The following is a 3030-nucleotide window of genomic DNA, read 5'->3' as shown; positions in this document are numbered from 1 at the left end:
GGCACAGCGGTGCGAGACAGCCGTGACCGGGCCGCGCGAACCCTGGGAGGAAGAGGAAGCCGGTCCGGTCGCACGGCTCTACGCGATGACCGGCGGCCGGGGACGCACCGCGCGCACCGAACTCACCCTCGACACCATGGTGGTCGATGTCGGCGCCGGCTTCGCGCCACGGCGGACCGATCCCGAATACGTCGATATCGTCCGGTTCTGCCGGGTCCCGCAATCGGTGGCGGAGGTCTCGGCGCAGCTGCGGATTCCGCTGGCCATGACCAAGGTGCTCGTCGGCGATCTGATCGATGACGGCCGGCTGGCCGTGCGAGCCCCCACCGAGACCCTCGGCGCCACGCCCGATCTGGGTCTGCTGCGGACCATCGCCAACAGTCTGCGGGGTGGTTGAAACCGGATCCGACGATCGCCACGGCCCGGACCTGGCACCCCTGGTTCCGAAGGATCTCCCTTTAACTTTTGTGCGGCTTCTGTCGCCGCGCTCACACCGATACCCCGAGCCCCGCTCGGTGAGACCGGTCTCCAATCGGCGCCCGGCTTTCGCTATGGTCTCCGACGAGAGCTGATGCATTGCCGGAGAAAGGCAATGCCGAGAACATTGGGTGACGCGCCGGTCACCGCGGTGTCGCACCGGCGCACGCCCGGAACGGGTTGATCTATCGTGGCTGTTCGGCGGCATCTGCCCGAGGCACTGGTGCGGGCGTTCCGTTCCGGCGCAGACGCGACTCGTGGCCGGCTGGGCATTCGGGCCCGCCTCCTGTCGATCGTGCTGATCACCAGCGTCACCCTGGTCGTCGTGGGCGTCGGCGCCGCCGGATATCTGGTCAAATCCAGTGTCATCGCGACGATCTGGGCCAACCTGATCAGCGGCACCACCACCCCGGTGATCGCGATGGTGCAGACCTTCGAAGAGGAGCGCCGGCTGTCCCTGCTGCATCTGGCGGGCGATCCGATCGCGGCCGAGCGTCTGGTCGACGCGCGGAAGCGCTCCGATATCGCCCTCGCCGCGGTGATCGCCAAGGGCGAGGCGGCCCAGCGCCTGAACCCGGACGGATCGGCCGCCGATCTCGAGACCTTCCGCCCGCTCTACAACCGGGTACCCGGTGTGCGCACCGCGATCGACTCCCGCGCGATGCCGCACGCCGAAGTGTTCGAATTCTTCAGCACCGTGATCGGCACGATTCCCAAGGCCTCACTGGTCGCGGCCCGGGTGGCGCCCGATGCCAAACTCGGTATCGCCCTCGGCTACGGCGTGGAGCCGCTGCGTGCCGCCGAGGCACTCTCGCAGGCCGATACCCTCGGTACCGTCGCCGTCACCCGCGGCGCGATCACCGCCGCGGAACTGCTCGAATTCACCCGCTACGCCGGCGAAGTCCGTTCGCAGGTGGCCTATTCCGCCACGGTGCTGACGGGCTCGCGCCTCGACCAGCTGCGGGCGATCACCGATTCCCCGGATTGGCAGCAGGTGACCGCCATGCAGGACGCGCTCATTCTGCGCGGTCCCTTCCCCGCCGGTGACGCCACCGCGGAGTCCTCCGATTCCGGCTACGACTCCGCGGAGACCGAGCCCGCTCCGCTGCCGATGACGGTGCCCGCGTGGCAAGATGCCTCGGTGCGGTTGAGCACGGCCCTGTTGAGCCTGTGGGAGAACCAGAGTCGCGATGCCCATGCCATCGCCCGCTCCGAGGGCACCGACACCGCGGGGCTCTCGCTGGCCGGCGGTATCGCCGTGCTGGTGGTGACGGCGGTGGCGCTGCTGGCCGCGCTCATCGGCGCCAACCGGTTCATCGCCCGGATGCGCCGTTTGCGCGACGATACCCTGGAACTGGCGGACGTCCGTCTGCCCGATCTCATGCGCCGCCTCGACAACGGGGCGGAGATCGATACGGCCGCGGAGGTGGCACACCTGGACTTCGGCACCGACGAACTCGGCGAGGTGGCCGACGCGTTCAACCGTGCGCAGGTCGCGGCGGTTTCCGCGGCCGTGGCCGAGGCCCGGACCCGCGCGGGTTTCCGCACGGTCTTCCTCAATATCGCCCACCGCAACCAGTTGGCCGTGCACCGCCAGCTCGCCCTGCTGGACAAGGCCGAACGGCAAGAGGAGAACGCCGACCAGCTCGAGCTCCTCTTCGAACTCGACCATCTGGCCACCCGCGCCCGGCGGCACGCCGAGAACCTCATCGTGCTGGGCGGTGAGCAGCCGGGCCGCCGCTGGCGCAAACCGGTGCCGCTGTGGGACCTGATCCGGGGCGCCGCGGCCGAGAGCCAGGACTACACCCGTATCCACACCGGCCAGATACCCGACCTGAAGATCACCGGGCCGGCCACCGCCGACCTGATCCATCTGCTCGCGGAGCTGATGGAGAACGCCACGACCTTCTCGCCGCCGGAATCCCGCGTCGAGGTGTCGGCCGCCGTCGTCGGCCGCGGCGTGGCGGTCGAGGTCGCCGACCGCGGGCTGGGTATGTCGGCGGAGGAGATCACCGAGCGCAACGGTCTGCTGGCCGAACCACCGGATTTCGGGGTGGCAGCGCTCACCGGGGAGACCCGTCTGGGTTTGTTCGTGGTGGCCACCCTGGCGGCCCGCCACGGTGTGTCGGTGCGGCTGGCGGATTCGGTCTACGGCGGGATCAAGGCCGTGGTGGTGATCCCGGCCGCGCTCATAGAAACCGGCGGCACCACCGAGCCGCCCGCCGAGCCCGCCTACGCCGCGGCGACCACCGCCGCTTCTCCCGGCACCGCGGCCGGCGACAGCGCCGCTCCGCGGCCGCAGACCGACTCCGCGCCGTCGGTCGCTCACGCACCCGGTGACGGCACCCGTCCCGCGCTCCCGCGCCGACGTCGGCAGCAGGCCGAGCCGGAGGCCACGGAAACGCCGGTCACCGAGGAGGCCCCGCGGGCGCGCACACCGGAACAGGCTCGCAATCTGATGGCCGCCATCGAAGGCGGCACCCGGTCCGGACGCCACCCGCGTCCCGATCCGACCGCGGCCGATCGGCCCCGACAGGAAGGCGACGATGACAA

The 3030-nt window shown here is 70.5% G+C and carries 2 protein-coding genes; both read left to right on the top strand.

Going from position 1 to position 3030, the window contains the following annotated elements; translation table 11 throughout:
* On the top strand, positions 1–397 hold a 397-nt coding region (locus ON38_RS25630), incomplete at its 5' end, for a DUF742 domain-containing protein (RefSeq protein WP_306306698.1).
* A gap of 270 nt (positions 398–667) precedes the next feature.
* A partial coding sequence (locus ON38_RS25625) for a sensor histidine kinase (RefSeq protein ID WP_245564199.1) occupies positions 668–3030 on the top strand: 2363 nt, incomplete at its 3' end.

The sequence above is a fragment of the Nocardia testacea NBRC 100365 genome, from assembly GCF_000308775.1.
Classification (GTDB): domain Bacteria; phylum Actinomycetota; class Actinomycetes; order Mycobacteriales; family Mycobacteriaceae; genus Nocardia; species Nocardia testacea.
This window is presented reverse-complemented; position numbering and strand designations above follow the sequence as displayed.